Genomic DNA, 22,324 nt, shown 5'->3' on the forward strand with positions numbered 1-22,324 from the left:
GGCAGCGCCCATGCTGTGACACGTGTAAGAGCCCGTCAATGCGCCGGACGAAGGTTGTTGACGGAGATTCAGTGAAGGCCGCCGCGGGGCGACCAGGACGGCCCGGGTCCCCCGCCCGCCCCTCAGCGCAGGGCCGGGACGTCCAGGGTGAGGGTGTTCTCCTCGGTGTCCAGGACCGCCGAAATGCCGAGCGGCATGGTCAGGGCCGTCTCGCTGTGGCCGAAGCCCAGTTCCTCCACGACCGGCACGCCGAGGTCGCCGAGGCGGTCCGTGAGAACCGCGCGGATCTCCTCGTACGGGCCGCATTCCGCCCAGGAGCCGAGGGCGATGCCCGCGACCCCGTCGAGCCAGCCGGAGCGGAGGAGCTGGGTGAGGACGCGGTCGAGCCGGTACGGCTCCTCCCCGACGTCTTCCAGGAGCAGCAGGCCGCCGCGGGCCGAGGGGCGGGCGTGCGGGGTGGCGAGGTCGGCGGCGAGGAGGCTGACGCAGCCGCCGAGGGTCACGCCACGGGCGCGGCCCGGTGCCAGGGTGCGGGCCGTGTCCAGACCGAGGGTGCGGACCGACTCGGGCTCGAACAGCGTGGCCCGCAGGGACTCCTGGGTGCGCGGGTCGGAAAGGAAGGTGCCCGCCGCGACCATCGGACCGTGCAGGGTGGAGTAGCCGGCCCGGACGGAGAAGGCCTCGTGCAGGGCGGTGATGTCGCTGTAGCCGACGAACGCCTTGGGCCCGGCCTCCCCGATCGCCCGCCAGTCGACGAGGTCGACCATGCGCTGCGCCCCGAATCCGCCGCGCGCGCAGAGGACGGCGGAGACCGAGGGGTCGCACCAGGCCTCGGTCAGGTCCCGGGCCCTGGCCCGGTCGGCGCCCGCGAGGTGGTCGAGGGCGGGGTGGGTGTCCAGGACGTGCGGGGCGACGACGGGGTCGAGGTCCCAGCCGCGGAGGATGTCGAGCCCCGCCCGCAGCCGCTCCTCGGGGACGGGTCCGGCGGGGGCGACGACGGCGACCCGGGCGCCGGGCCGCAGCCGTTCGGGCCGGGTGAGCGGTCCGACGTGCGGCCGGGCGTCCGGCGGGGCGGGGCTGGTGGGATCGGGCGTCGTCACGTGCGGTACTCCAGGTCGGGCACGTCCGTGCGGCTGATGCCGAAGGTCCGGGCGTACAGGGAGAGTTCGGCCTCCAGGGCGCGGACCATCGTGTCGGCCCTGCGGAAGCCGTGGCCCTCCCCCTCGAAGGCGAGGTAGGCGTGCGGGACGCCCCGGCCCGCGGTGCGGGTGAGGAAGCGCTCGGCCTGTGCGGGTGGGCAGATGACGTCGTCGAGGCCCTGGAGCAGCAGGAAGGGCGCGGTGACGCGGTCCACGTGCTCGATGGGCGAGCGTTCCTTGTACCGGGCGGGGACGTCGTCGATGGATCCGATGAGCCCGTGGAGGTACTGGGACTCGAAGTCGTGGGTCTCGTCGGTGGCCCAGCCCCGCAGGTCGAGGATGGGGTAGATGATCGTGCCGCAGGCGTACACGTCGGTGGAGACGAGGGAGGCGGCGGTCGTCCAGCCGCCGGCGCTGCCGCCGCGGACGGCGAGCCGGGCCGGGTCGGCGGTGCCCTCGGCGGCGAGTGCCGCGGCGACGGCCGCGCAGTCCTCGACGTCGACGACGCCCCACTGCTCGCGCAGCCGCTCGCGGTACTCCCGGCCGTAGCCGGTGGAGCCGCCGTAGTTGACCTCGGCGACGCCGATGCCGCGCGAGGTGAAGTAGGTGATCTCCAGGTCGAGGACGAGCGGGGCGTGGCCGGTGGGGCCGCCGTGGGCCCAGATCACATAGGGCGGGAGTTCGCCCTCGGGGCCGGTGAAGCCGGGGTGGTGGGGCGGGTAGATCTGCGCGTGGATCTCGCGTCCGCCGGGGCCGGTGAAGGTGCGGACGCGGGGTTCGGGGTGGTGGGCGGGGTCGACGGCGTCGGTGTGCGCGGCGCCGACGACCCGGGTGCGGCCGGTGCGGGTGTCGAGTTCGACGAGCTCGTAGGAGGTGTGCGGGGAGGCGGCGATGCCGACCACGCGGCTGCCGTGGGCGGCGAGGGTCGGGGCCCATTCGGTCCAGGGGCCGACGGCATCGACGAGCGTGCCTCGGTCGGGGTCGAGGATGCCGAGGGCGGTGGTGCCCTTGCCGTGGACGACGGCGACCAGGCCGTTCTCCAGGGGGGAGAACCAGTTCAGCCCGATCTTCCAGAGCGGTCCGCCGAACTCCTCGGCGCGGGGGCAGAGCGCGGCCGGTTCGCCGAGGCCGCCGTCGGCGTCGATCTCCGCCCGGTAGAGGTTCCACCAGCCGGTGCGGTCGCTGACGAGGAGCAGTCGTCCGGCCGCGTCCCAGTCGACCTGCGGGATCGACTCGGCGGGTCCGCCCGCGACGGTCGCGGTCCGGTGGAAGGTGCCGTCGGGGGTGACCTCGGCGAGCTGGACCTCGGTGCCGTCCCAGGGCATCCGGGGGTGGTCCCAGCCGATCCAGGCGGCCCGGCGGCCGTCCGGGGAGAGCCGGGGGCCGGTCACGAACCGGTGGCGCCCGTCGGAGAGTTCACGCACGGCCGCGCGGTCGTCGGCGGCGGAGCCGTCGAGGGGTACGGCGACGATCACCCGGCGTACGTCGGTCGGGGCGGGGCCGGTGAACTCCTCCAGGACGCACCACACCTCGGCCCGGTCGGCGTGGATGACCGGGTCCACCCAGCGCAGTCCGCCGCCGGTCCCGGAGACGGGGGTGAGGGGCCGGGGCTCGGCGCCGGGAGCGGCGTCGGGCTCGTAGGCGTAGAGCCGCTGGTCCGGGAAGTGGCAGAAGACGGCGAGGGGTCCGCCGGCCGGGCGCGGGACCGCCGACCAGGGCAGGCCGCCGTACTCGATCACCCTGCTGCGGACGTTCCACGGGGCGGGCAGCAGGTCTTCCTCGGTGCCGTCGGCGCGCCGTCGCGCGAGGGCGCGCCTGCCTCCCTCGGCGGGGCGTGGCGCGGTCCACCAGAGCTCGTCGCCGACGACTCCGGGGTACTCGGGCCGCCCGTCGTGGGCGGCGGCGAGCGCCGCGTCGACGGGTGACGGCCAGCTGCCGTGGGCGGCGATCGTTTTCATCCCAGCTCCCCCTGTCACGGTGTTACGCGAACGATGACGGCCCTACGCCGACTTCAGGTAATGGTCGAGCACCCGGACGCCGAAGTGCAGGGCGTCCACGGGGACGCGTTCGTCGACGCCGTGGAAGAGGGCCCCGTAGTCGAGGTCCGGGGGCAACCGGAGCGGCGAGAAGCCGTAGCCGGTGATGCCGAGCCGGGAGAACTGCTTGGCGTCGGTGCCGCCGGACATGGTGAAGGGCACGACGTGCCCGTCCGGGTCGAAACGCTCGACGGCGGCCCGCAGTTTCGCGAAGGTCGGCGAGTCGACGGGGGCTTCCAGGGCGACCTCGCGGTGGTGGAACTCCCATTCCACGTACGGGCCGGTCAGCTCGTCCATGGTCGCGGCGAACTCCTCCTCGGTGCCCGGCAGCGTCCGCCCGTCGATGTAGGCGACGGCCTGGCCCGGGATGACGTTGACCTTGTAGCCGGCGTCGAGGATCGTCGGGTTGGTGCTGTTGCGGACGGTCGGCGCGACGAGGGCGGCGGCGGGTCCGAGCTTGTCGAGGAGGACGTCCACGTCGAGGTGGGGCGCCTGGGTGTCGACGTCGATGGCGTACAGCGCGGCGAGTTCGGCGAGGGCGGCGCGGACGGTGGCGGTGAGCCGGACGGGCCAGGTGTGCGAGCCGATCCGGGCGACGGCGTCGGCGAGGCGGGTGACGGCGTTGGCCGTGTTGACCTTGGAGCCGTGCCCGGCGCGGCCGTGGGCGGTGAGCTTGAGCCAGGCGGTGCCCCGCTCCCCCGCGGCGATCGGGTAGAGGGTGGTGCCGGGCTGCGGGTGGAAGCTGAAGGCCCCGGACTCGCTGATGCCCTCCGTACAGCCCTCGAAGAGCTCGGCGTGGCGGTCGGCGAGGAAGCCGGAGCCGTCCTCGGCGCTCGCCTCCTCGTCGGCGGTGTAGGCGAGGACGATGTCGCGGCGCGGGCGGATGCCCTGCCGGGCCCAGGAGCGGACGACGGACAGGACCATCGCGTCCATGTTCTTCATGTCGACGGCCCCGCGGCCCCACACGACCCCGTCGCGGATCTCGCCGGAGAAGGGGTGGGTGGTCCACTCGGCCGGGTCGGCGGGCACGACGTCCAGATGGCCGTGGACGAGGAGGGCCTCGGCCGACGGGTCGGTGCCGGGGATGCGCGCCACCACGTTGGTGCGGCCGGGGGTCCGCTCCAGGAGGGTGGGCTCGACGCCGGCGGCGGCGAGGCGCTCGGCGACGTACTCGGCGGCGGGCCGTTCACGGCAGTCGCCGCCGCCCCGGTTGGTGGTGTCGATACGGATGAGCTCGGAGGTGAAGGTGACCACCTCGTCGAGCGCTGTCGTGTCCGGGCCCCGGACCTCCTCAGCCATACTGCTCCTCCACCGCGGCCGAGACGATCGTCGTGACCGCTTTGAATGTGCGGATTGCCTCGTACATCGTCTCGCTCGTGTACGCGACGCGCCGCTCCGCGCCGCGCGCCACGCCGGGAACCACCGTGGCGGCCGCGCCCAGGTGCTCGGCGTCGAACTCCAGCTCCACGGTGAAGGGGCCGCCGTGCACCGGCTCGTGGCGGACGGCGAGCGCGGCGCCGGTCTTCGCGGCCGCCCGGATGTCGGCGGCGGTTCTGGCCGGGGTCCGGCACACCGCCGCGTACCGCGAGACGTAGTCCTTGACGGCGACCTTGGGTGCCTCCGGCGCGTAGCCGAGGGCGTCCTCGCAGGTCAGGTCGTCACCGGTGACGAGGACGACGGGCACGCCGTACTCCGCGACCACCTGGGCGTTGAGCAGGCCCTCGCTGGCCCGCTCGCCGTTGAGCCAGACGCCGGTGATCGAGTTGGCGAGGTAGGTGTGGGCGAGGACGCCCTCGGTGCCGGCGCCCGTGTGGTAGCCGACGAAGGCGATGCCGTCGACGTCCCCGTGCTGGACGCCCTCGACCATGGAGAGCGACTTGTGCCGGCCGGTGAGCATCTCGGCGCGCTCGTCGAGCCGTTCCAGGAGCAGGTTCCGCATGGACCAGTGCGCTTCGTTGATGAGGACCTCGTCGGCGCCGCCGTCGAAGAAGCCGAGCACGGCGGCGTTCACATCGGAGGTGAACATCGCGCGGCACCGCTCCCACTGGGGCGTGCCGGGCAGCACGTCGGCGGGCCAGGTCACACCGGTCGCGCCCTCCATGTCGGCGCTGATGAGGATCTTCATGACTGGCACCGTACGCGCAGCCCGGCGGCCGTACCACCCCTGTGGAAAACGTCATTGGCCTGGCCCAATGACGGCCCGGACGGGGTCCGGCGCAGGGTCCGGACGGGGTGCCGAGGGGGTCCGGACCCGCGAGGACCCCCTCCGGCGGGGGGTTGCGGAGGGGGTCGTTCACGGGGGGCGGCGGGCGTGGTCGAGGGAGTGGCCGGGGTGCCCCGAGCAGCTCGGTGGCACGGGTGAGGTCGAGGGGCGGTGAGGGTCCGCAGGACGGCGTCGGTGACATCGCGTACGTCGACGAAGTCGCGCCGTGCCCGGAGCGGCGGCAGCCTTCGGGGGTCGGTGTGCCGCTGGTGCCGGCGCCGTACTCGTGGACCGTGCCGAGCTGGACGAGGCGGGACGGGCGGGCGAGGGCCCGGACGATCCGCGCGGGGAGTTCGGCGTTGCCCGCGCGCATGCCCGCCTCGTCGGTGTTCCTGGCGCGGCCGACGGCGTTGGCCACGGCGCCGTCGTCGGACCGTCGGGGTCGCCGAGGGCGTCGGCGACAGCGGCGGCGATCCGCCCGGGTGCGGCGGAGGCGAGGTCGAGTCCGCCGGCGCCGGTGCCGGCGAAGGGCACCACCCGGTGGCCCGCGTCGGTGAGGCCGCGGTGGAGGTGGGCGCCGAGGAGGACGACGTTCACCCGGTGCCGCCCTCGGTGTGCCTGGCCGCCCACCACCGGTCGGGGTGGTCCCGGTACCAGGCGACGGTCTCGGCGAGTCCACGGTCGAAGGGGGTGCGCGGGGCGTAGCCCACCGTGGCCGCCCCCGCCCCGGGCCTCGGGTCCCACTCGCGGGCGGAGGACGACCGGCGCAGAGGAGCGTTCTCGCTCCAGGGGGACGTATAGGCTGCTTTGCAAGCATCCGTCCCCCGCGCACCTCAGGAGACTCCTCGGTGACCGTCACGCTCGCCCAGCCCGAGACCGCCCCCCAGTCCGAGCACACCGCCGACCTCGACCCCGTCGTCGTCCGTGACGCACAGGACTTCGGGGTCTACGCACGCACCGGCGGCTGGACCTTCGCGCTCAAGGTGGCGCGCAGCGTCCGTCCCGGCGGGCAGGCCGCCGAGGGCACGGCCGCGGCGAAGGTCTCGGCGAAGGCGTTCGCGGAGCTCGCGGGGTGCTCGCCGGAGCGGGTCATGCGCTACTACAAGGCCTGGGACATGGCGGCCGACGACGGTGTCGTCCCGCAGTTCGAGGTGCTCGTTCCCGGCGAGGACATCGAGCTGCCCGACGCCGACGTCTGGCTGTCGTACTACACCTCGCGCAACGGCGCCTCGTCCGTGCGCGGCCAGGCGATCAGCGCGGCGGCCGAGGCGGAGGGCATCCGTCCGACGAAGGCCCTGGAGGTCGCGGAGAACCCGACGGCGCTGCGGGCCGCGATCCTCGCCGACCCGGGGACGGCGGAGGCGGCGCGGGGCGCGCTGCTCGACCGGATGAAGGAGGACCCCGCCCTTCAGACCGAGATGGCCCGCGCCATCGCGCGTACCGATGATCTGAAGAAGGCCGTGGCGAGCGAGGCGAAGGCGGCCGACCGCATCGGCTACGTGCGCCAGATCGTGGAGAACGGCCAGATCAAGACGCCGGCCGGGCAGACCGTGGAGGCGCCGGCCGAGCTGCGGGCCGAGGCCGAGCGCCATCTGTCGCTCCTCGACGAGCTCGACGACTCCGAGGAGGCGGGCGAGTGGGCCGGTGAGGCGTACGACACGGTCAAGGGCCTGGTCGCGAAGGCGGTCGAGGAGGACCCGGCGCTGCGGGTCCAGGAGCGGCGGACGAAGTTCTACAGCAGCCTGCAGAAGGCGACGAAGGTCTTCGAGGAGCTGACCCTCGACGAGGTCCTGGAGGAGGAGATCTTCGAGGACGACATGCTCCAGCGCCTCGAAGCCCTCCAGGAGGCGATCAGCTCCTGCATCAGCACGCTGCGCAGGGCGACGACCGCCTCCTGACCCCGGGAGGGGGCGCCTCAGTCCTGGTGCCCGAGCTGGAGGTCGCGCTCGGTGCGACCGCCGCCGGCCATCTGGAGGACGGTCGCGACGGGCGGGTAGCCGGCGGCGATGACGGTGTACTCGCCGGAGGAGAGGTCCACGAAGCGGAAGGTGCCGTCGGGGCCGGTGGTGAGGGTGTCGACGACGTTGCCGGCGGCGTCGAGCAGGGTGACCCGGGCGTCCTCGACGGGGCGGCCGCCCCCTGCCCGTACGGTGCCGCGCAGCACCGCCCCGCCGGCGAGTTCGATGTCCTGGCGGGTCTCGCGGGAGGCCTGGACGCTGACGGGCAGCGCGGCGGGCCGGAAGGCGGGGGCGCTGGCGGCGAGCGTGTACTCGCCGGCGACCAGTTCGGAGATGACGTACCCGCCCTCGCGTCCGCTGCGGGTCGAGGCGACGACCTCGCCGCGTACGTCGGTGAGGGTGACGGCCGCGTCCCGTACGGGTGTCCCGTCGGCGGTGACGACGCTGCCCGCGAGCCGGCCGGCGCCGCCGAGGACGACGTCGAGCTCGACGGGCCGGTCGCCGACGGTGACCGAGACGGCCTGGGGCTGGTGTCCGCCGGCCGCGGCGATGAGGACGTACGAACCGTTGCCGGGGACGCTCAGCGCGTACCGCCCGTCCTCGCCGCTGGCGCCCCGGCCGACCTGCCGGCCCTGGACGTCGATGAGGGTGAGGGCGGCCCGGGGGACGCGGCTGCCGTCGTGGTGCTGGACGGTGCCGCAGACGGGGAGTCCGGAGTGCGGGGCGGCGAGGGAGGCGGGCGCGGGGGCGGCGTGCCGGGCGTGCGGGACGGCCTGGACGCCGCCGGACTCGTCGGCTCCGGTGGCCTCGGTGGTGGGGCTGTGGTGGGTCACCAGCGGTTTCTCCTTGAGGAAGAAGGCGAGGACGAGGCCGAGCACGAGGACCGGCACGAGGTAGAGGAAGATGCGCGGCATCGCGTCCGCGTACGCCTGGATGTAGGCGTCGCGTACGGCGGGCGGCAGGGTGTGCACCGTCTGCGGGGTGATGGACTCGGCGGGCGGCAGGGCGGTCGCGCCGCCGGCGAGGACGCCGGCGAGCCGGTCGCCGAGGGCGTCGTCGAGGCGGGAGGCGAAGAGGGTGCCGAAGACGGCGGCGCCGACGCTGCCGCCGATCTGGCGGAAGTAGTTGTGGGCGCTGGTGGCGGTGCCGAGGTCACCGGGGCGTACGGAGTTCTGTACGGCGAGGACGAGCACCGGCATGACGAGGCCGATGCCGGTGCCGAGGACGGCCTGCCAGAGGCTGTGCTGGAGGCGCGGGGTGTCGGCGTCCATGCGGGAGAGCAGCCACATGCCGAGGACGGAGAACGCGCCGCCGAGCAGCGGGTAGACCTTGTAGTGGCCGGTGCGGCTGATGAGCTGGCCGGAGACGACGGAGGCGATGACGATGCCGCCCATGAGGGGCAGCATCAGGAGGCCGGACTCGGTGGCCGTGGCGCCCTCGACCATCTGCAGGAAGCTGGGGAGGTAGCTGGCGGCGCCGAAGAGCGCGATGCCGACGACGGCGCCGACGAGGGCGGTCACGGTGAAGACGGAGTCGCGGAACAGCCGCAGCGGGATGAGGGGTTCGGGCGCGATGTGCTCGACGACCAGGAAGAGCAGGGTGGTTCCGGCGGCTCCGCAGGCGAGGGCGATGACGACGCGGGAGTCCCAGGCGTACTCGGTGCCGCCCCAACTGGTGAGCAGGACGAGGCAGGTGGAGGCGGCGGCGAGGAGGAGGGCGCCGAGGACGTCGAAGCGTGCGCGTGCCGTGGGCTTGGGGAGTTTGAGGACGACGGCGACGACGGCGAGGGTGACGAGCCCGAAGGGCACGTTGAAGTAGAAGCACCAGCGCCAGGAGACGTGGTCGGTGAAGAAGCCGCCGAGCAGGGGTCCCGCGACGGAGGCGAGGCCGAAGGCAGCGCCGATCAGGCCCATGTAGCGGCCTCGTTCGCGGGCGGGGACGATGTCGGCGATGATCGCCTGGACCCCGATCATCAGTCCGCCGGCGCCGACGCCCTGGACGGCGCGGAAGGCGATGAGTTCGTCCATGCTGCGGGACCAGCCGGCGAGTCCCGAGCCGATGACGAAGACGACGATGGCGAAGAGGAAGACGCCCTTGCGGCCGAGGAGGTCGCCGAGTTTTCCGTAGATCGGCAGGCCGACGGTGGCGGTCAGCAGATAGGCGGTGATCGCCCAGGACATCCGGTCGAGGCCCTGGAGTTCGCCGACGATCTTCGGCAGGGCGGTGGCGACGATCATCTGCTCTAGCGCGGCCAGGAGCAGCGCGAGCATCAGGCCGCAGAAGACGAGGCGGACGCGGCGGGGGTCGAGGTGGTCGGCCCTGGCGGGGTGGGGCGGTGGGGTGGGTTCGGTGGGCGGGCCGCCCGCGGCGAGCGGTGCCGCGCCCTCCGTGTCCGCCGGCACCTCTCCGTCCTCGGCGGATTTCACGATCGTGATCGCACCCACGTACCTGCTCCCCTCGTCACGGCGTCTGCGCCGCGCCATTCTTCGCATTGGGCACGAAGGGGGAGCAAGTCGGGCGGTACGGGAGGTCAGTGGCGTCCGAAGGTCCGAACGGCCCTGCGGTACGGCGCACTTGGGTCGCTCATCAGCGCGTTTACGAGGGGGCCCGCGCCCCCGGCGCACAGGGGGCGCCGTTACGGGGGTGCGGGCGATCCACTCGAATCGGTGAACGCTCCGGGCGTTACTTCTCGACCTCGTCCGCCAGCTTGGCGAGAACGGCGTCGTAGATCCGGCCGAGGCCCTTGGGCGCGAAGGTGCGCTCGAAGAAGCCGCCGACGCCGCCGGCACCGTCCCAGACGGTGGTGACGACGGCGCGGGACTTGCCCTCCCCGGCGGGGGTCACGAGCCAGGTGGTGACCATGGAGGAGTTGCGGTCCTTCTCGACGAGCTGCCCGTCGGTGGGCTCGGTGACCTCCAGGAGACAGTCGCGGACGCGCTTGCTCGTGGCCTGCAGCTTCCAGTGGACGAGGGTGCCCTCGCCGTCGCCGCCCTCGCGCACCTCGTACTCGCTGAAGTGCTCGGGGAGCAGCTTCGCGCGCGTGCCGCTGTAGTCGGCCAGCGCGTCGAACACCGTCTCCGCGTCGGCGGCGATGATCCGTTCCGTGGTGGCCTCGACCTGCGCCATTGACTTCCTCCAGCTCGTGGTTCCTCAGGGGTGTGGGCCTAGAGAACCACGTGGGCTCCGGGGCGCGAAATCCGGGTTGCAACGATCAAGGGAACAGGTGTTCTATTCTGAGCGAACGGTCGACGCAGAGCCATCGAGGAGGCGTCCATGCGCTGGGACAATCTGGGCGACACGCCCACCGCTCCCGCCGACATCGCCCTGTTCGGTACGGACGCGGTGACCACCCGGACCTTCGACACCCCCGAGTTCCGGGGCATCACCTTCCACGAGGTACGGGCCCGCTCGATCCTCAACCGGGTGCCCGGCGCCTCGCGGATGCCGTTCGAGTGGACGGTCAACCCGTACCGGGGGTGCACGCACGCGTGTGTGTACTGCTTCGCCCGCAAGACCCACAGCTATCTCGACCTCGACACCGGGCTCGGCTTCGACTCCCAGATCGTCGTCAAGATCAACGCCCCGGAGCTCCTGACCCGCCAGCTCGCCTCCGCACGCTGGCAAGGCGCGCACATCGCGATGGGCACCAACGTCGACTGCTACCAGCGGGCCGAGGGCCGGTACGGCCTGATGCCGGGCATCCTCACCGCCCTGCGCGACCGCGCCAACCCCTTCTCGATCCTCACCAAGGGCACGCTGATCCTGCGGGACCTGGAGCTGCTCACCCAGGCCGCCCGGGTCACCGAGGTCGGCATCTCCGTCTCCGTCGGCTTCACCGACCAGGAGCTGTGGCGCACGATCGAGCCCGGCACCCCCTCCCCGCAGCGCCGGCTCGACGTGGTCCGGACGCTCGGCGCGCACGGCATCGACTGCGGGGTCCTGATGGCGCCCGTGGTGCCCTTCCTCGGCGACCGGCCCGAGCAGCTCCGCGACACGGTCCGCGCGATCGCCGAGGCCGGGGCGAGTTCGGTCACCCCGCTCGTGCTGCATCTGCGGCCGGGCGCCCGCGAGTGGTTCATGCAGTGGCTGCGGCGCCACCACCCCGGTCTGGTGCGGCGGTACGAGCGGATGTACGCGGACGGGGCCTACGCGCCCACGTGGTACCAGCGCCGGATCACCCGTCAGGTGCACGAGCTGGCGGCCGAGTTCGGCATCGGGCCCGCGCACCGGGGCGCGACGCGCCGGACACCCGTACCGGAGGAACCGGAGACGGCGGCGGCACCGGAGCAGCTGACGCTCCTCTGAGCGACCGCCGCTCCCCCGGTCATCTCTGAGCGACCGCCGCTCCCCCGGCCGTCGCTCCTCCGGCCATCTCTCCCCCGGCCACCGATCCTCCGATCATCGGACCGGTCACCTGACACGCCGTCGGATTCCCCTCCGTTCGGGTCAACTCTCGGCGAAACAGGTCCTCTCCACGCCGGTTCGGGACACAAACGCCCTATGACCCCACGCGCAGGAATGCTGATCGCCGCAGGAGCGCTGGTCGCCGGGACGGTCACCGTCCTGCCCGCCGCCCCCGCGGGCGCCGGTGAACCGGCCCCCCGTCCCTTCCCCTCGCTCGCCTGGACCGGCTGTGCCACCGAGGCGTACCCCAAGCTCCAGTGCGCCACCCTCCGGGTGCCGCTCAACCACGACGACCCGGCCGGCCGGACCGTCACGCTCGCCCTCACCCGCGTCCCGCACACCGCGAAGACCTTCCAGGGGCCGCTGCTCGTGAACCCGGGCGGGCCCGGCGGCAGCGGCCGCGGCATGGCCGGGTACGTGGCGTCCTCGCTGCCCCCGAAGGTGGCCGCCGAGTACGACGTGATCGGCTTCGACCCGCGCGGGGTCGGCAAGAGCGAGCCCGCTCTCGACTGCAGGCCCGGCCACTTCGCCCCGGTCCGCCAGGACTCGGTGCCGAGCGACGCCGCATCCGAGCGGCTCGCGATCGAGCGGGCCCAGGCCTTCGCCGCGGCCTGCGGCAAGAAGTACGCGGACGTGCTGCCGTACATCGACACCGTGAGCACCGCCCGGGACATGGACGTCATCCGGCGCGCGCTCGGCGCCCAGAAGATCAACTACCTCGGCTACTCGTACGGCACCTATCTGGGGGCCGTGTACGCGCGGCTCCACCCGGACCGGGTGCGGCGGATGGCGCTGGACTCCGTCGTGAACCCGCACGGCGTCTGGTACGAGGACAACATCGCGCAGGACTACGCCTTCGACACCCGGCACAAGGACTTCATGGCCTGGGTGGCCAAGCAGGACTCCGTGTACAAGCTGGGCGCCGACCCGGCGGCGGTCGAGGCGGCCTGGTACCGGATGCGGGACGCGCTGCGCGCGAAGCCGGCCGGCGGGAAGGTCGGACCGGGCGAGCTGGAGGACACCTATCTGCCGGGCAGCTACTACAACGGCTACTGGCCGCGCCTCGCGAAGGCGTTCGCCGCGTACGTCAACGACGCGAACGCGGTGCCGCTCACGGAGGCGTACGAGCGGTACGGCGAGGCCGACGCGGCCGCCGACAACGGCTACTCGGTCTACACGAGCGTGCAGTGCCGGGACGCGGCCTGGCCCCGCGACTGGAGCGTCTGGCGCAAGGACAACTGGGACGTGCACGCCAAGGCGCCCTTCTCCACCTGGAACAACGCCTGGTACAACGCGCCGTGCGCGTTCTGGCCGGTGGATTCGCTGACCCCGCCGGACGTCAGCAACGACCAGGTTCCGCCGGTCCTCATCCTCCAGGCCACGGACGACGCGGCGACGCCGTACGAGGGCGGGGTCGCCCTGCACCGGCTGATGCGCGGCTCCAGCCTGGTCGTGGAGGAGGGCGGCGGGAACCACGGTGTGACCCTCGGCGGGAACGCGTGCATGGACGAGCACCTGTCCGCCTACCTCGCCACGGGCGAGGTCCCGCGCGCGGAGGGCGACGCCGAGGTGGACGCGGCCTGCGCGACGCTGCCGGAGCCGAAGCCCGAGCCGGCGACCCGGACCGCCCCGACCGCGGCCGAGTCCGCGGGCAGCGCGCTGCACGGTTTCCTCGGCCACGTACGCTGAGGTTCCCCGGCCCGGTGCGCCGACGATGCCCGCATCCCCCAGGGGTGCGGGCACTGTCAGTGCCATGGGCGAGGATGTGGGGCATGACGAGCCACCTGACCCATCTGCCCGCTCCCGACGGGATCGCCGCCAGCCCGCAGTACAGCCATGTCGTCTGGGGGACGGGCCGCTTCGTCGCGATATCCGGCCAGTGCGCGTTCGACGCCTCGGGCGCGGTGGTCGGGAAGGGTGACGCGGTGGCGCAGGCCCGTCAGGTCTTCGCGAACCTGGACCGCTGCCTCGCGGCGGCGGGCGCCGGGTTCCAGGACGTGGTGAAGCTGACGTACTTCGTCACGGACGTCGCCCACCTCCCGGCCGTACGGGAGGCCAGGGACGCCCATTTCGCGGGGGCGCCGCTGCCGGCGAGCTCGGCGGTCCAGGTGTCGGCGCTCGTCCGCCCGGAACTGCTCGTGGAGATCGAGGCGTTCGCGCTGGTGCCGGAGCGGAGTGCGGCGCCCGGGGCCGATGGTGCGGCCCGCCCGCTCCTCCGCTCAGTGGGTGGTGCCGAGCCGGCCCAGTGACGCTTCCGCCGCGGCGCCGAGCCGGGGGTGCGGGAGCGCGGCCTCCAGGGCGGGGCGGGCCCGGGGGTCGCCCAGGGTGCCCAGGCCCTCGACGCAGGCGAGGCCGACCCGCCAGTGGGGGTCGTCGGCGGGCAGGCGCCGTTCGAGGACGGTGATCAGGGCCGGTACGGACTCGGGGGCGCGGAGGGCGGCGAGCAGCCGGATCGGCAGCAGGGCGTAGGCGACGCGGAGTTCGTTGGTGGCGAGGGCGGCGGCCGCGCGGGCGGTACGGGGGTCGCCGAGCCGGGTCAGGGCGTGGGCGGCGGTGACGCAGCGCTCCGGGTCGCGGTGGTTGAGGAGGAGCACCAGGGCCTCGAAGGCGCGTGGGTCGCCCGTGACGCCGAGGGCGTAGGCGGCGATCTCCCGGGCCCAGAGGGGCTGCCCGGGGGCGGTGAGGACGTGGTGCAGTTCCTCGGGATCGGTGGTTTCCGCGAGCTGTTCGAATGCCGCCGGGACGGTTCCCGCGTCATTCTCGATCTCGTCCCGCAATCGATCGATCATCGAGCAGAATTCCGGATCCTCGGCGTATTCCATGAATCCGAGCCTATCCGCGATCCAGATCACATTTTCCTCAACTTCCCGGGACTGGCGCGCTCGTTACCCGCCGGTTAGTCTCAGGTGAGCGGGGCACCCCCGCGCTTCTCACAACGGCCTGGTGACGCAGCCGTTGTGGGTGTTTGTCGGTTCGGCAGTTTCGACGTGGCTCCGGGACAGAGTCCGTCGCCCTTTTCCCTCCAGGGCATCGCCCTTTCTCCGGGCAGAGCCCTCGCTCTTTCCCGCGGCCTTTCGTGCGCGCACTGCCCTCAGTCGTCACTCTTCCTCTCAGGAGTCCCCTGATGGACACCCCTCTCTCCACCATCGCCGTCGTCGGTCTCGGCACCATGGGCACGGGTATCGCCGACGTCCTCGTCCGCGCCGGCCGCGAGGTCATCGGCATCGACATCAGCGACACCGCCGCCGCCCAGGCCGTCGCCGCCCTGGAGGCCTCCACCGCCCGTGCGGTGGCCCGCGAGCGGATCACCGAGGAGGAGCGGCAGGACGTCCTGGCCCGCTTCCGTACCTTCTCCGACCTCCAGGCGGCCGCCGAGGCCGACCTCGTCATCGAGGTCGTGCCCGAGTCGTACGAGGCGAAGCAGGAGGTGTTCCGGGCCCTCGACGGCATCGTCCGGCCCGGAACGATCGTCGCCACCGGCACGAACGCGCTTTCCGTCACCCGGCTCGCGGCCGACTCGGCCCACCCCGAGCGGGTCCTCGGCCTGCACTTCTTCACCCCGGTCCAGGCCATGAAGCTGGTGGAGGTGGTCTCCTCCGTGCTGACCGACCCGCGGGCCGTCGACGCCGTCACGCAGCTCGCCCTCGACCTGGGCAAGGAGCCGGTGGCGGTCGGCGACAGGGCCGGTTTCATCGCGGACGGGCTGCTCTTCGGCTACCTGAACCAGGCCGCCGCCATGTACGAGGCCAAGTACGCCTCCCGCGAGGACATCGACGCGGCGATGAAGCTGGGCTGCGGTCTGCCGATGGGCCCGCTGGCGCTGCTCGACCTGATCGGCGTCGACACGGCCCGTACGGTCCTTGAGGCCATGTACGCGGACTCCCACGACCGGCTGCACGCCCCGGCCCCGATCCTCAAGCAGCTCAGCGAGGCGGGTCTGACCGGCCGCAAGTCGGGCCGCGGCTTCTACACCTACGAGGCGCCGGGCTCCGGCGAGGTCGTGCGGGACGCGCTGACCCCGCTGGGCTTCGCGGAGGCGGCCGGCGGCCGCGAGGTCCGCTCGGTCGGCGTCGCCGGCTCGGGCACCATGGCCTCCGGCATCGCCGAGGTCTTCGCCAAGGCCGGATACCAGGTCGTCCTCGCCGCCCGCTCCCAGGAGAAGGCGGACACGGCGAAGGCCCGGATCGCCAAGTCGCTGGCCCGCTCGGTCGACAAGGGCCGGATGACGGGCGAGGCGCGCGACGCGACGCTGGCCCTGATCACCCCGGCCGGCACGCTGGACGCCTTCGCCGACGTCGACCTGGCCCTGGAGGCGGTCGCCGAGGACCTGGAGATCAAGCAGGAGCTGTTCGCGCGGCTCGACAAGATCTGCAAGCCGGGCGCGGTGCTCGCCACCACGACGTCCTCGCTGCCGGTCGTGGCCTGCGCCCGCGCCACCTCGCGCCCGCAGGACGTCATCGGGATGCACTTCTTCAACCCGGCGCCGGCCATGAAGCTGGTCGAGATCGTCCGCACGGTGCTGACCGGCGACGACGTCCACGCGACCGTCCGCGAGGTCACCACGAGGATCCGCAAGCACCCGGTGGACTGCGGCGACCGTGCCGGCTTCATCGTGAACGCGCTGCTCTTCCCGTACCTGAACAACGCCATCAAGATGGTCCAGGAGCACTACGCGACCCTGGACGACATCGACGCCGCGATGAAGCTGGGCGGCGGCTACCCGATGGGCCCGTTCGAACTGCTCGACGTGGTCGGTCTGGACGTGTCGCTCGCGATCGAGCAGGTGCTGCACCGCGAGTTCCGGGACCCGGGCCTGGCCCCGGCCCCGCTTCTGGAGCACCTGGTGGCGGCGGGCTGCCTGGGTCGCAAGACGGGGCGCGGCTTCCGCGAATATGCCCGACGCTGAGCCGGGAGCGGCCGGCTGGGGTGGTCTGCTGAGCCCTCCGGGCACCGTCGGTGTCCCGGGGGGCTCCCCGCCCCCACCTGGGCACACTCCCCCTCCGATGCAGTACGTTCGGACCATGCCCAAGGCCGCGAAGACACCCCGTGCCACGTCCCCGTCCGACGCTCCGGAGAGCGCGGCGGGCACTCGTGCCGCCGCGCAGCGGCTCAAGATGCGCCGGGAGCTCGCCACGGCCGCGATGGAGCTCTTCGCGAGCAAGGGGTACGAGGCCACGACGGTCGACGAGATCGCCGCCCGGGCCGGCGTCGCGCGGCGGACGTTCTTCCGGCACTTCCGCTCCAAGGAAGAGGCGATCTTCCCGGATCACGACGACACCCTGGTGCGGGCGGAGGCGGTGCTGAACGCGGCCCCGCCGCACGAGCACCCGCTCGACACGGTGTGCCGGGGCATCAAGGAAGTCATGAAGATGTACGCGGGCTCTCCCGCGGTCTCCGTGGAGCGCTACCGGCTCACCCGCGAGGTGCCGACCCTGCGGGAGCGGGAGATCGCCTCGGTGGCCCGCTACGAGCGGCTGTTCACCCGCTACCTCCTCGGCCACTTCGACGAGCGGGACCACCACGACGGCAACGACGACCCGCTGCTCGCCGAGGTGGCGGCCTCCGCGGTCGTCACGGCCCACAACCACGTCCTGCGCCGCTGGCTGCGGGCGGGCGGGCAGGGCGACGTGGAGAGCCAGCTGGACCACGCCTTCGCGATCGTCCGGGAGACCTTCGGCTCGGGCATAGGCGCGGGCCGCCCGGCCCCTTCCTCGTCCTCCCCGGGGACCACCGAGCCGGCCCCGGCCGTGCGGGCCTCCACCACGGGTGACGTGGTGGTCGCCGTGGCCCGGACGGACGCGCCGCTCGACGAGGTCATGCGCACGATCCAGCAGGCGCTGACGAAGAACTGAGCCCCGACCGACACCCTTCACGACGAAGGCCGCCCCTCTGCGGGGGCGGCCTTCGCCCGTTTTGACCTGCGATTCGATCGATCATCGCTCACATGTGACCGGCAGATTGCATATGAGTGAAATTGTTGGCACGCAGTGCCTTGTCACGTGACACGGCGTGCCATACGTTGATGGTGTCCGGGCGGCCGGCGCGCAGAGGTCTCCTCGTGCGCCGGCTGTCCCCACAAGCGATCGTGATCGTGCGCCCGGACGCCTGCGTCACAGGCACCCACCGCGCCCACCAGGCGCAGCCCGCACCACCCCGCCGAACCGACGGCACACCTCCACAGCAGCAGCCCCAGACGTAACCCTCAGCGCGTCCTCCCCTCAGGACGCCGCACCGCCGGAGGCAACCCCGTGAAGGACATCCTGGACGCGATCCAGTCCCCGGACTCCACGTCCGCCGACTTCGCGAACATCCCGCTCCCCGAGTCGTACCGCGCCATCACCGTCCACAAGGACGAGGCGGAGATGTTCGCCGGGCTCGCCAGCCGCGACAAGGACCCGCGCAAGTCGCTGCACCTCGACACCGTGCCGGTGCCCGAGCTCGGCCCGGGCGAGGCCCTGGTCGCCGTCATGGCGAGCTCCGTGAACTACAACTCGGTCTGGACCTCGATCTTCGAGCCCGTCTCGACCTTCGGCTTCCTGGAGCGCTACGGCCGGCTCAGCGACCTCAGCAAGCGCCACGACCTGCCGTACCACGTCATCGGCTCCGACCTCGCGGGCGTCGTGCTCCGCACCGGCCCCGGCGTGAACTCGTGGAAGCCCGGTGACGAGGTCGTCGCGCACTGCCTCTCGGTGGAGCTGGAGTCCTCGGACGGACACAACGACACGATGCTCGACCCCGAGCAGCGCATCTGGGGCTTCGAGACCAACTTCGGCGGCCTGGCGGAGATCGCGCTGGTCAAGTCGAACCAGCTGATGCCGAAGCCCGACCACCTGAGCTGGGAGGAGGCGGCGTCCCCGGGCCTCGTCAACTCCACCGCGTACCGCCAGCTGGTCTCCCGCAACGGCGCCGGCATGAAGCAGGGCGACAACGTCCTCATCTGGGGCGCGAGCGGTGGACTCGGCTCGTACGCCACGCAGTTCGCCCTGGCCGGCGGTGCCAACCCGATCTGTGTCGTCTCCTCCCCCGAGAAGGCCGACATCTGCCGGGCGATGGGCGCCGAGGCGGTCATCGACCGCAACGCCGAGGGCTACAAGTTCTGGAAGGACGAGCACACCCAGGACCCGAAGGAGTGGAAGCGCTTCGGCAAGCGCATCCGCGAGCTCACCGGCGGCGAGGACATCGACATCGTCTTCGAGCACCCGGGCCGCGAGACCTTCGGCGCGAGCGTCTACGTCACCCGCAAGGGCGGCACCATCACCACCTGCGCCTCCACCTCGGGCTACATGCACGAGTACGACAACCGCTACCTGTGGATGTCGCTCAAGCGCATCATCGGCTCGCACTTCGCCAACTACCGCGAGGCGTGGGAGGCCAACCGCCTGATCGCCAAGGGCAAGATCCACCCCACCCTGTCGAAGGTCTACTCCCTGGAGGAGACCGGCCAGGCCGCCTACGACGTCCACCGCAACCTGCACCAGGGCAAGGTCGGCGTCCTGGCGCTCGCGCCCGAGGAGGGCCTCGGCGTCCGCAACCCGGAGATGCGCGCCCAGCACATCGACGCCATCAACCGCTTCCGCAACATCTGAGCCCGGGACCATAGATGACTGAGCGCCAGAAGGACCGGCCGTGGCTCATGCGGACGTACGCCGGTCACTCGACCGCCGAGGCGTCCAACGAGCTGTACCGGCGCAACCTCGCCAAGGGTCAGACCGGCCTCTCGGTCGCGTTCGACCTGCCGACGCAGACGGGCTACGACCCTGACCACATCCTCGCCCGCGGCGAGGTCGGCCGGGTCGGCGTCCCCGTCTCGCACCTCGGTGACATGCGACGGCTGTTCCAGGACATCCCCCTGGACCAGATGAACACCTCGATGACCATCAACGCCACGGCGATGTGGCTCCTGGCGCTCTACCAGGTGGTCGCCGAGGAGCAGGGTGCCGACGTCACCCGGCTCCAGGGCACCACCCAGAACGACATCGTGAAGGAGTACCTGTCGCGCGGGACGCACGTCTTCCCGCCCGGCCCCTCCCTCCGCCTCACGACGGACATGATCACCTACACGGTGAACAACATCCCGAAGTGGAACCCGATCAACATCTGCAGCTACCACCTGCAGGAGGCCGGGGCCACTCCGGTCCAGGAGATCTCGTACGCGATGTCCACCGCGATCGCCGTGCTCGACGCGGTGTTCGCCTCGGGCCAGGTCCCGGAGGACCGCAAGGGCGAGGTCGTGGCCCGTATCTCCTTCTTCGTGAACGCGGGCGTCCGCTTCATCGAGGAGATGTGCAAGATGCGCGCCTTCGGCCGCATCTGGGACAAGGTCACCCGCGAGCGGTACGGCATCGAGAACGAGAAGCAGCGCCGGTTCCGCTACGGCGTGCAGGTCAACTCGCTCGGTCTGACCGAGGCCCAGCCGGAGAACAACGTCCAGCGGATCGTCCTGGAGATGCTGGCCGTCACCCTCTCCAAGGACGCCCGCGCGCGTGCCGTGCAGCTGCCCGCCTGGAACGAGGCGCTCGGCCTGCCCCGGCCGTGGGACCAGCAGTGGTCGCTGCGCATCCAGCAGGTCCTCGCCCACGAGTCCGACCTCCTGGAGTACGAGGACATCTTCGCCGGCTCGCACGTCATCGAGGCCAAGGTCGACTCGCTCGTCGAGGAGTGCCTGGCCGAGATCGACCGGATCCAGGAGATGGGCGGCGCGATGGCCGCCGTCGAGTCCGGCTACCTCAAGTCGCAGCTCGTCTCCTCGCACGCCGAGCGGCGCGCGCGGATCGAGGCCGGCGACGAGAAGATCATCGGCGTCAACATCTTCCAGGCGACCGAGGAGAACCCCCTCACCGCCGACCTGGACACCGCCATCATGACGGTGGACCCGGCGAACGAGGCGCGGGTGGTCACGGCCCTCCACGAGTGGCGCGACAACCGCGACGAGACCCGCGCCCAGGAATCCCTGGCGACGCTGAAGGCGACGGCTGCCGGTGACGGCAACCTCTTCGCCGCCACCCTGGAGTGCGCGCGTGCGGGCGTCACGACCGGGGAGTGGTCCTGGGCGCTGCGGGATGTCTTCGGCGAGTTCCGCGCCCCGACGGGCGTGTCCTCGGCCCCGGTCGCGGTGACGGCCGAGGCCGGCACGCCGCTGGCCCTGGTACGGGACAAGGTGGCGCGGACCGCCGAGGAGATGGGCGTCGGGCGGCTGCGGCTGCTCGTCGGCAAGCCGGGCCTGGACGGGCACTCCAACGGGGCCGAGCAGATCGCCGTACGCGCGCGTGACGCCGGTTTCGAGGTGGTCTACCAGGGCATCCGGCTGACGCCCGAGCAGATCGTGAGCGCGGCCCTCGCGGAGGACGTGCACTGCGTGGGTCTGTCGATCCTCTCCGGCTCGCACGCCGAGCTGGTCCCGGACGTCCTCGACCGCCTCCGCGAGGCGGGCGCGACCGACGTGCCGGTCATCGTCGGCGGGATCATCCCGAACGCCGACGCCGCAGAACTGAAGCGTGCGGGTGTGGCCGCCGTCTTCACACCGAAGGACTTCGGCATCACGGAGATCATCGGACGTATCGTCGACGAGATCCGGACAGCGAACAAGCTCCACCCCCTTGAAAGTACGGAGGTCCCCGCATGACCAGCCCCGTGAACCGCCTGCGTCCGCGCCGCTCCTGCCTGGCGGTCCCCGGTTCCAACCCGCGCTTCCTCGAGAAGGCCCAGGGCCTCGCCGCCGACCAGGTCTTCCTGGACCTGGAGGACGCGTGCGCCCCGCTGGCCAAGCCCGAGGCCCGGCACACCATCGTGAAGTTCCTGAACGAGGGCGACTGGACCGGCAAGACCCGGGTCGTCCGCGTCAACGACTGGACGACCCACTGGACGTACCGTGACGTCGTCACCGTCGTCGAGGGCGCCGGCCAGAACCTCGACTGCATCATGCTGCCGAAGGTCCAGGATGCCCAGCAGATCGTGGCGCTCGACCTCCTGCTGACCCAGATCGAGAAGACGATGGGCTTCGAGGTCGGCAAGATCGGCATCGAGGCGCAGATCGAGAACGCCCAGGGCCTCACGAACGTCAACGCGATCGCGCAGGCCTCCCAGCGCGTCGAGACGATCATCTTCGGCCCGGCCGACTTCATGGCCTCCATCAACATGAAGTCGCTGGTCGTGGGCGAGCAGCCGCCCGGCTACCCGGCGGACGCGTACCACCACATCCTGATGAGCATCCTGATGGCCGCCCGCGCCAACAACCTCCAGGCGATCGACGGCCCGTACCTCCAGATCCGCAACCAGGAGGGCTACAAGGCCGTCGCGCAGCGCGCCGCCGCCCTCGGTTTCGACGGCAAGTGGGTGCTGCACCCGGACCAGGTCGCCGCCGCGAACGAGATCTTCTCGCCCTCGCAGGAGGACTACGACCACGCCGAGCTGATCCTCGACGCGTACGACTACTACACGTCCGAGGCCGGCGGGAAGAAGGGCTCCGCGATGCTCGGCGACGAGATGATCGACGAGGCCTCCCGCAAGATGGCCCTGGTCATCTCCGGCAAGGGCCGGGCCGCCGGCATGCAGCGCACCAGCAAGTTCGAGATCCCGGAGGCCTGA

General features: G+C 72.1%; 16 protein-coding genes. 9 read left to right on the forward strand and 7 right to left on the reverse strand.

Annotated elements, in window-relative coordinates; genetic code table 11:
- Positions 1-122 precede the first annotated feature (122 nt).
- From ACIP8Z_RS12615 to ACIP8Z_RS12630, 4 genes are read right to left on the reverse strand one after another with little or no spacing between them, the layout of a single operon-like run.
- Complete coding sequence (locus ACIP8Z_RS12615; protein ID WP_402082163.1) at positions 123-1,100, reverse strand: LD-carboxypeptidase; 978 nt, start codon at positions 1,098-1,100, stop codon at positions 123-125.
- Positions 1,097-3,097: a prolyl oligopeptidase family serine peptidase gene (locus ACIP8Z_RS12620; protein WP_402082165.1), complete on the reverse strand. Its 2,001-nt coding sequence runs from the start codon at positions 3,095-3,097 to the stop codon at positions 1,097-1,099. The genes ACIP8Z_RS12615 and ACIP8Z_RS12620 overlap by 4 nt, the downstream gene beginning before the upstream one ends.
- A 42-nt stretch (positions 3,098-3,139) precedes the next feature.
- A complete protein-coding gene (locus ACIP8Z_RS12625; protein WP_402082167.1) occupies positions 3,140-4,474 on the reverse strand; it encodes a M20/M25/M40 family metallo-hydrolase in 1,335 nt (444 codons plus the stop codon).
- Positions 4,467-5,300 (reverse strand): M55 family metallopeptidase, encoded by an 834-nt coding sequence (locus ACIP8Z_RS12630; RefSeq protein ID WP_402082170.1) that lies wholly within the window; start codon positions 5,298-5,300, stop codon positions 4,467-4,469. The genes ACIP8Z_RS12625 and ACIP8Z_RS12630 overlap by 8 nt, the downstream gene beginning before the upstream one ends.
- Before the next feature lie 926 nt (positions 5,301-6,226).
- On the opposite strand from ACIP8Z_RS12630, the gene ACIP8Z_RS12635 reads away from it, so the two are divergent.
- Positions 6,227-7,276 (forward strand): hypothetical protein, encoded by a 1,050-nt coding sequence (locus ACIP8Z_RS12635; RefSeq protein WP_402082172.1) that lies wholly within the window; start codon positions 6,227-6,229, stop codon positions 7,274-7,276.
- Positions 7,277-7,293: 17 nt separating this feature from the next.
- On the opposite strand, the gene ACIP8Z_RS12640 is transcribed toward ACIP8Z_RS12635, so the two are convergent.
- Entirely contained in the window at positions 7,294-9,780 is a 2,487-nt protein-coding gene (locus tag ACIP8Z_RS12640; protein WP_402082174.1) for an MFS transporter, read from the reverse strand.
- Between the two features lie 238 nt (positions 9,781-10,018).
- Positions 10,019-10,462, reverse strand: coding sequence for an SRPBCC family protein (locus ACIP8Z_RS12645; protein WP_073907439.1), 444 nt, complete (start codon positions 10,460-10,462; stop codon positions 10,019-10,021).
- 147 nt (positions 10,463-10,609) lie between these two features.
- On the opposite strand from ACIP8Z_RS12645, the gene ACIP8Z_RS12650 reads away from it, so the two are divergent.
- The 3 genes from ACIP8Z_RS12650 (at position 10,610) to ACIP8Z_RS12660 (ending at position 13,989) form a co-directional block, all read left to right on the forward strand.
- Positions 10,610-11,641 (forward strand): Rv2578c family radical SAM protein, encoded by a 1,032-nt coding sequence (locus tag ACIP8Z_RS12650; protein WP_402082177.1) that lies wholly within the window; start codon positions 10,610-10,612, stop codon positions 11,639-11,641.
- Between the two features lie 195 nt (positions 11,642-11,836).
- The gene (locus tag ACIP8Z_RS12655; protein ID WP_402082180.1) at positions 11,837-13,429 is read left to right on the forward strand and encodes an alpha/beta hydrolase; all 1,593 of its coding nucleotides are present in this window, start codon (positions 11,837-11,839) and stop codon (positions 13,427-13,429) included.
- 83 nt (positions 13,430-13,512) lie between these two features.
- The gene (locus tag ACIP8Z_RS12660) at positions 13,513-13,989 is read left to right on the forward strand and encodes a RidA family protein (RefSeq protein WP_402082182.1); all 477 of its coding nucleotides are present in this window, start codon (positions 13,513-13,515) and stop codon (positions 13,987-13,989) included.
- Here the strand turns inward: ACIP8Z_RS12660 and ACIP8Z_RS12665 are convergent.
- On the reverse strand, positions 13,960-14,562 hold the full coding sequence (locus ACIP8Z_RS12665) for a HEAT repeat domain-containing protein (protein WP_402082184.1): 603 nt from the start codon (positions 14,560-14,562) through the stop codon (positions 13,960-13,962). The genes ACIP8Z_RS12660 and ACIP8Z_RS12665 overlap by 30 nt on opposite strands.
- A 302-nt stretch (positions 14,563-14,864) precedes the next feature.
- On the opposite strand from ACIP8Z_RS12665, the gene ACIP8Z_RS12670 reads away from it, so the two are divergent.
- From ACIP8Z_RS12670 to ACIP8Z_RS12690, 5 genes are all read left to right on the forward strand, one after another.
- Positions 14,865-16,646 (forward strand): 3-hydroxyacyl-CoA dehydrogenase family protein, encoded by a 1,782-nt coding sequence (locus tag ACIP8Z_RS12670; RefSeq protein WP_402082187.1) that lies wholly within the window; start codon positions 14,865-14,867, stop codon positions 16,644-16,646.
- 115 nt (positions 16,647-16,761) lie between these two features.
- Positions 16,762-17,592, forward strand: coding sequence for a TetR family transcriptional regulator (locus tag ACIP8Z_RS12675; protein WP_402082189.1), 831 nt, complete (start codon positions 16,762-16,764; stop codon positions 17,590-17,592).
- 396 nt (positions 17,593-17,988) lie between these two features.
- A complete protein-coding gene (gene ccrA / locus ACIP8Z_RS12680) occupies positions 17,989-19,326 on the forward strand; it encodes a crotonyl-CoA carboxylase/reductase (RefSeq protein WP_319313313.1) in 1,338 nt (445 codons plus the stop codon).
- Positions 19,327-19,340: 14 nt separating this feature from the next.
- Positions 19,341-21,362, forward strand: a complete 2,022-nt coding sequence (locus tag ACIP8Z_RS12685; protein ID WP_319313311.1) for a protein meaA — start codon at positions 19,341-19,343, stop codon at positions 21,360-21,362.
- Positions 21,359-22,324, forward strand: coding sequence for a CoA ester lyase (locus ACIP8Z_RS12690; protein ID WP_015037486.1), 966 nt, complete (start codon positions 21,359-21,361; stop codon positions 22,322-22,324). Before ACIP8Z_RS12685 ends, ACIP8Z_RS12690 begins: the two co-directional genes overlap by 4 nt.

This window comes from Streptomyces sp. NPDC088553, from assembly GCF_044752965.1.
GTDB lineage: Bacteria > Actinomycetota > Actinomycetes > Streptomycetales > Streptomycetaceae > Streptomyces.

What these genes read in the sequence shown, in the direction of transcription:
- ACIP8Z_RS12620 (WP_402082165.1), bottom strand. Translation starts at nt 3,097, where the DNA reads ATGAAAACGATCGCCGCCCACGGCAGCTGGCCGTCACCCGTCGACGCG.
- ACIP8Z_RS12625 (WP_402082167.1), bottom strand. Translation starts at nt 4,474, where the DNA reads ATGGCTGAGGAGGTCCGGGGCCCGGACACGACAGCGCTCGACGAGGTG.
- ACIP8Z_RS12630 (WP_402082170.1), bottom strand. Translation starts at nt 5,300, where the DNA reads ATGAAGATCCTCATCAGCGCCGACATGGAGGGCGCGACCGGTGTGACC.
- ACIP8Z_RS12645 (WP_073907439.1), bottom strand. Translation starts at nt 10,462, where the DNA reads ATGGCGCAGGTCGAGGCCACCACGGAACGGATCATCGCCGCCGACGCG.
- ACIP8Z_RS12650 (WP_402082177.1), top strand. Translation starts at nt 10,610, where the DNA reads ATGCGCTGGGACAATCTGGGCGACACGCCCACCGCTCCCGCCGACATC.
- ACIP8Z_RS12655 (WP_402082180.1), top strand. Translation starts at nt 11,837, where the DNA reads ATGACCCCACGCGCAGGAATGCTGATCGCCGCAGGAGCGCTGGTCGCC.
- ACIP8Z_RS12660 (WP_402082182.1), top strand. Translation starts at nt 13,513, where the DNA reads ATGACGAGCCACCTGACCCATCTGCCCGCTCCCGACGGGATCGCCGCC.
- ACIP8Z_RS12665 (WP_402082184.1), bottom strand. Translation starts at nt 14,562, where the DNA reads ATGGAATACGCCGAGGATCCGGAATTCTGCTCGATGATCGATCGATTG.
- ACIP8Z_RS12670 (WP_402082187.1), top strand. Translation starts at nt 14,865, where the DNA reads ATGGACACCCCTCTCTCCACCATCGCCGTCGTCGGTCTCGGCACCATG.
- ACIP8Z_RS12675 (WP_402082189.1), top strand. Translation starts at nt 16,762, where the DNA reads ATGCCCAAGGCCGCGAAGACACCCCGTGCCACGTCCCCGTCCGACGCT.
- ACIP8Z_RS12685 (WP_319313311.1), top strand. Translation starts at nt 19,341, where the DNA reads ATGACTGAGCGCCAGAAGGACCGGCCGTGGCTCATGCGGACGTACGCC.
- ACIP8Z_RS12690 (WP_015037486.1), top strand. Translation starts at nt 21,359, where the DNA reads ATGACCAGCCCCGTGAACCGCCTGCGTCCGCGCCGCTCCTGCCTGGCG.